Genomic DNA, 6,256 nt, shown 5'->3' on the forward strand with positions numbered 1-6,256 from the left:
GCACTCCATGAGCACCTGCTGTTAAAACGTCTACAACACTTGGCCCTTTTCCGCCTTCATTCCATCCACCTTCAAATGAGTTTATGAGTATAGTATATAATTACATGTTGTATTTTTTTATATATTCATTTTTAGGCTGGGTTTGCGAGAGTATATACTGTTCTTGTCTACAGAAAAAAATCATAAATAGGGGATTTTTGAATGGACCAGTATGCCCAGTTTATGGTGTAGGAGCGTTGATTATAATTATTGGGTGCTGGTCTTATAGAGATAGCATGATAGGTGTATTTATATCGGGAATGATTTTGACATCTATGCTTGAATATATAACAGCAACTATACTAGAAAAGTTATTTCATGCAAAATGGTGGGATTATTCAAATCATAAATGCAATATAAATGGCAAGGTTTGTTTATTAAATTCTACTATGTTTGGAATTATGAGTGTATTTGTTGTTGAATTTTTGCATCCATTTATTATAAATAATTTAGAAAAAATGAATACTACAGTATTGTATGTGCTTTTAATTTTCGCTATTATCACTATGATTAGTGATTTAATAGTTACAGCAAGGGCATTAGGAACATTGACATTAAAAGTAGATTCACTGACAATGCTTGTAGATGATATGAAGAAAATACATTCAAAATTTAAATTATATGAAGATGATGAGTTTTTAAGTAAATTAAAGAAAAGTCCAGAAGAAGTCGCTCAGAAATTAAAAATGGCTTCATCAAAATACGGCGATTTAGCAATACAAGATAAAATTGATGATATACAATTTAAATTTAGTTCTTTAAAACAAAAGGCATTTATACACAGAAGATTGATAAATGCATTCCCTAATATGAGATCTTCAGGAAATAAAAAGAGAGATGCACATTTTCAATATATTAAAAAGATGCTTAGAGAAAAAAATAAATAAACCTTATACTATAAATACGAGGGAATATATCTATTTAGATAGAAATAAGATATATTTAAAAAGGGTATAATTTATAAGAAATGAAGGGGAGAAATAAAATGAAAAAATTAATTTTTACACTTATTATATGCATAGGATTAATTACAATAGGGTGTGAAAACAGCTTGAGTTCGAGAGAAAATTTTAATACGAATACTTCTTCAGAGATAAACGACAATGAAAATTTAGCAGGTAGTGATAATGACTTATCTAGCAGTGATAATCAATCAGGCTCTACACAAAATACTGTAAAAGAAAAAATAGATATATCTTCAGAAGAAGTTATTATATCATCAGTTTTATATAATATGTACCAAGAAAATATAGATTACGATACTGCAGTAAATTCAACATATCTGCCAAATACAGCGTATATGGTCTTAAATACTTATGTAGGTGGCGACTATTTTATAATGTCGAATAATGGCTATTGTATAGCTAGAGATGATGCAAATCAATATATAAAAGTTATATCGAGTAAATTTAATGGAGCTAGATTAAATGACCCAATAAATGATTTTTCAAATTTATTATATTATTCAGAGTCAGAAGATATGTATTATATAACACCAGCAGATGGAGCACCTTGGATTAGTATAGAAGTACTAGACGCATATGATAATAACGATAAAACATATACAGCTATTGTAGATGCATATTTTGAATCTAATGGTGGAGATCATGATTATATAGGAAAATATAAAGTTTCATTAGTCGATAATGATAGCACATCGAAATTTAATTATCGTATATCAAATATTGAGTATATAAATTAAATAGAAAAGTATAAAATGTTGGGATATATTATTCCAACATTTTTTTAGAATATATAATAAAAAACGAAAGGGAAAACGAATATGAAACAAGTGAGTATTAGGGAATGTGAAAGTTATGATTATGATATTTTGAAAAAATCATTTGAAGATTTGATAAGTGATATAGGACCTCTTGAAAGTTTTATAAAACCCAACAGTAAGGTACTTATAAAGCCTAATTTAGTAATAAAAAAATCTCCAGAAGAAGGGGCGACTACTCACCCTGTTCTTGTTAGAGTTGTTTGTGAAGAATTATTAAAATTAAATTGTAAGGTGATAATTGCTGAAAGTCCGGGCGGTCCATATACAAAAAACAACTTAAAAGGATTTTATAAAACATGTGGATTGATAGATGAGCTAAAAGGCTTAGATGTAGAGTTTAATTACGATACTTCTGAAACAAAAGTTCAAAATGACAACGCTATATATTTAAAAAGTATGAATATTATAAGCCCAATAACTAAAGTCGACCATGTTATAAATTTATGCAAATTAAAGACACACAAGATGGCAAAATATACAGGTGGTGTAAAAAATCTATACGGTGTAATTGCAGGTTTAGAAAAGACGGAAATACATTATAGATTTCAGACAGAAGAGCTATTTTGCGAAAATGTACTATTAGATATATGTCAATATATAAATCCAAGCCTTACAATTATGGATGGAGTTTATGGAATGGAAGGTGAGGGGCCTACTGCTGGTGATATTAGAAAAATAGGTGTTTTATTAGCATCTTATAGTCCATATGCACTCGATATAGCTGGATGCAAACTTATAAATTTAGACCCGATAAAAGTTGGAACAGTAAGGGGCTCTATAAAGAGAAACTTAATAAAAGATGATTTTTCTGATATAGAGTTTTTAGGAGAGAGTATAGAAAACTTTATAGTAAAAGATTTTAAAATTCCGATTACAAGTTCTGATTTTAGACTTTTATCATTAAAACTACCTAAAGTTTTAGGTGATATAGTAGATAAAATAATAACTCCAAAACCGATAGTAGATTATAAAAAATGTGTAAAATGTGGGAAGTGTAAGGTGTCTTGTCCTGCCAAAGTAATACAAATTACAGAAAAGGGTGCCGAAATAAATTTAAAAAAATGTATAAGATGTTATTGCTGTCACGAGCTTTGTCCTAAAAAAGCTATACATATAAAACAAAATATATTTTTTAAACTTGTTAATTGATTAAATACAATATAAAATAGATATAATCAATTAAAACTTGAAAATTAAAATATACATATAGAGAGGAGTAATTAACGTTATTTATATAAATTATACGTTAATAAGTGAGTTATGATTTTAATAAAAAATGGTAGATTAATAGATCCACTTTCCAAAAGAGATGAAATAGTAGATATAGCGATTGAAAATGAAAAGATAAAAGAAATAGGGAAAAATTTATCTGAAAAAGATTTTGAAACTGTTATTGATGCAAGTGGATGTGTAGTTTCTCCAGGTCTTATAGATATACATGTGCACTTTAGAGACCCAGGTTTTACACGCAAAGAAGACATATTTACAGGAGCAAAATCAGCAGCAAAAGGTGGTTTTACAACTGTTGTATGTATGGCAAATACAAAACCAGTAGTAGATAATCCAGAAACTTTAAAATATGTATTAGATAAAGGTAAAGAGTCTGATATAAATGTACTTCAAGTTTCGACTGTTACAAAGGGACTTAGAGGAAAGGAACTTGTAGATTTTGATGAAATGTTTGAAGCTGGAGCTGTAGGATTTAGTGATGATGGTATCCCAATAAAACACACTAGACTTGTGTATGAAGCTATGAAAAAAGCAAAAGAATTAAATGTACCTATAAGTTTACACGAAGAAAATCCAGTATTTATAACTAAGGCAGGGGTAAACGAAGGTAAAGTATCAAAAGCGTTAAATCTTGAAGGTGGAGCACCATCTATAGCTGAAAATATAATGGTGTCGAGAGATGTTATGATAGCTTTAGAAACAGGGGCAAAAGTAAATATTCAACATATAAGTTCAAAAGAGGCCGTTAAAACTGTCAAGTTTGCAAAGTCTTTAGGTGCTAATGTCTATGCAGAAGCTAGTCCACACCATTTTACATTAAATGAAGAAGCAGTTTTAAAATACGGTTCACTGGCAAAGATGAATCCTCCTCTTAGAACAGAAGAAGACCGTCTAGCTATAATAGAAGGATTAAAAGACGATACAATAGAAATAATAGCAACAGACCACGCTCCACACACAAAAGAAGAAAAAGACAACGAGTTTACTAAATGTCCAAGTGGTATAACTGGTCTTGAAACAGCTTTAGGTCTTGGGGTAAAAACTTTAGTTAAATGTGGTCATTTAGATTTAATGCATTTATTAGAAAAAATGACTATAAATCCAGCAAAACTTTACAATTTAGACAGAGGTTTTATAAAAGAAGGCTCATTTGCTGATATAGTAATATTCAATCCAGATGAAAAATGGGAAGTAAAAGAATTTGCATCTAAGGCTACAAATACACCATTTATAGGAGAAATATTAGACGCAAAGATAAAATATACTATATCTGAAGGAAAATTAGTATATAAAGGGTAAGTCGATATAAATACTCAGCTTAAATTATATATAAATAGTGATTTTATCTAAATTATTATGTATAAATAGCTATTTATCTAAATTAACAAAATATGTAAAAATATGATATAATTTATATGGAATATGAAATATATTTTGAGGGGGATTTAGATATGGCTAGAGGGAAAAAATTCAATGTTTTTATGGAACATGTGACAATTGACTACCCAACACTTATGAAATACAGAAATATTTTAGATGAGTACATAAAAAAACACGATTTGTGGGATGTAAACACTAGAGAATGTTGGTTATTTGACTTAATCGACTTTAAATTACAAGGTAATTCAGGACTTTGTTATAGAAGTATACGTATGTTAGAAACTCATTGGGGATTTGATAGCGACAATGACGATATTGATTTTTATATAATAAGACATATGCAAGAACTTCAAAAGAAAATACTAGAAGAAGAAAAAAATGAAAAAAAAGCGTAAGAAGATTTAAATAAATTGCATTAAAACTATTAGATAATATCACATTTGATAATATCTAATAGTTTTTTTGTATTATTAAAGAAACAAAAAGGAAGAATAATAAATATGTAAAAGAAAATACACAAATTTCTTGTGTATTGAAACGGGAGGATTTTATATGTATAAAAAAATTATAAGTGTTATCTTTACTTTTATTATTCTAACTTGTTGTTTGGGAAACACTATAATAAAAAATAAAGAAGAGAAAATTTATAAAAATGTATATATTGAAAATATAAATATGGAATCTATGACAGAAAAACAATGTATAGATATTTTAAATGAAGCTTATCCACTAGAAGATATAAATTTAAAATACAACTCAAAAGTGTGGACAATACATCCTTCTGATATAGATTTTAGATATAAGGTGAAAGAAGCGACTAATAAAGCACTTTCCTACACAAGAACAGCTAAAAAACTAGAAAATTTAAAACGAAAATCAAAACTTATCTTAAATGAGAGGCATCATATAGCACTAGAAGCCACTTATGACAAAGACAAATTAGATGTGATAATCGACTGTATTGCACAGCAAATAGATAGAGAGGCTTTGAGTGCTACTTTGGCGATAGAAAATGACGGAAGTTTTAAAAAGTTACCATCAAAAGATGGTAAAGAACTTCAAAAAGACGAAATAAAAAAAGAAATAGACGATATTATAAAAAATAAAAATATCATGGATCTAAATCTTCCAGTAAAAACTACAATACCTAAATTAAAAACAGAGGACGTAGAAAGTGTAAATTCTATATTAGGACAATTTTCAACTGCTTTTAATAATGAAACATCTAGAGGTAGCAATATTCATGTTGCAGGCGAGAGTTCAAGTGATATAATCATCATGCCCCAGGAAACATATTCATACAATAATGCAACTGGACCTAGAGTTCTAAGTAAAGGATACAAATATGCACCAGTAATTGTCGGAGGAAAATATATAAATGGTGAAGGCGGCGGAGTGTGCCAAGTATCTACAACAATATACAATGCAGCACTACTCGCTGGATTAGAAATAGTAGAAGTTCACAACCACACTTATTTATCTCACTATGTTTCAGGTGGAAGAGATGCGACAGTAGCTTATGGATATTATGATCTAAAATTTAAAAATCCATATTCTCATCCAATATATATAAAAAATATAGTGGGCAAAGGATCTATTACAAGTAAGATTTATGGGTGTAGAGATGATGCACAAAGAATATACGTAAGAACAGAGCATGAATATAAAAAAGATAAAATAATAATAAAGACATATAGAGTTTATTTAGATAAAGAAAATAAAAAAATAAAAGAAGAGTTGATATCGACTAATAAATAATTACATTTACCATAATTCTCAGAAAGGCCATACTCTTCACATATTTCAATGATTTCGTGTATTTCT

General features: G+C 28.6%; 6 protein-coding genes and 1 pseudogene. 6 read left to right on the plus strand and 1 reads right to left on the minus strand.

The window, feature by feature from the left end; genetic code table 11:
- Positions 1–91: pseudogene (locus I4U58_RS14285) on the minus strand (glycoside hydrolase family 1 protein); the annotation flags it as partial.
- A 13-nt stretch (positions 92–104) separates the two neighbouring features.
- Between I4U58_RS14285 and I4U58_RS12065 the strand changes: the two are divergent.
- From I4U58_RS12065 to I4U58_RS12090, 6 genes are all read left to right on the plus strand, one after another.
- Positions 105–926 (plus strand): putative ABC transporter permease, encoded by an 822-nt coding sequence (locus I4U58_RS12065; protein ID WP_243269626.1) that lies wholly within the window; start codon positions 105–107, stop codon positions 924–926.
- Between the two features lie 98 nt (positions 927–1,024).
- A complete protein-coding gene (locus tag I4U58_RS12070; RefSeq protein WP_195931594.1) occupies positions 1,025–1,741 on the plus strand; it encodes a hypothetical protein in 717 nt (238 codons plus the stop codon).
- Positions 1,742–1,822: 81 nt separating this feature from the next.
- Positions 1,823–2,971 carry a DUF362 domain-containing protein gene (locus I4U58_RS12075; RefSeq protein WP_195931595.1) on the plus strand — a complete coding sequence of 383 codons (1,149 nt, stop codon included), beginning with the start codon at positions 1,823–1,825 and terminating at the stop codon, positions 2,969–2,971.
- A 111-nt stretch (positions 2,972–3,082) separates the two neighbouring features.
- Positions 3,083–4,351 (plus strand): dihydroorotase, encoded by a 1,269-nt coding sequence (locus I4U58_RS12080; protein ID WP_195931596.1) that lies wholly within the window; start codon positions 3,083–3,085, stop codon positions 4,349–4,351.
- A 152-nt stretch (positions 4,352–4,503) separates the two neighbouring features.
- Positions 4,504–4,827 (plus strand): hypothetical protein, encoded by a 324-nt coding sequence (locus I4U58_RS12085; RefSeq protein WP_195931597.1) that lies wholly within the window; start codon positions 4,504–4,506, stop codon positions 4,825–4,827.
- A gap of 157 nt (positions 4,828–4,984) precedes the next feature.
- Positions 4,985–6,190 (plus strand): VanW family protein, encoded by a 1,206-nt coding sequence (locus tag I4U58_RS12090; RefSeq protein ID WP_195931598.1) that lies wholly within the window; start codon positions 4,985–4,987, stop codon positions 6,188–6,190.
- Positions 6,191–6,256: the final 66 nt, after the last annotated feature.

It is taken from the genome of Clostridium sp. 1001270J_160509_D11, from assembly GCF_015667935.1.
Lineage (GTDB): Bacteria > Bacillota > Clostridia > Peptostreptococcales > Peptostreptococcaceae > Intestinibacter.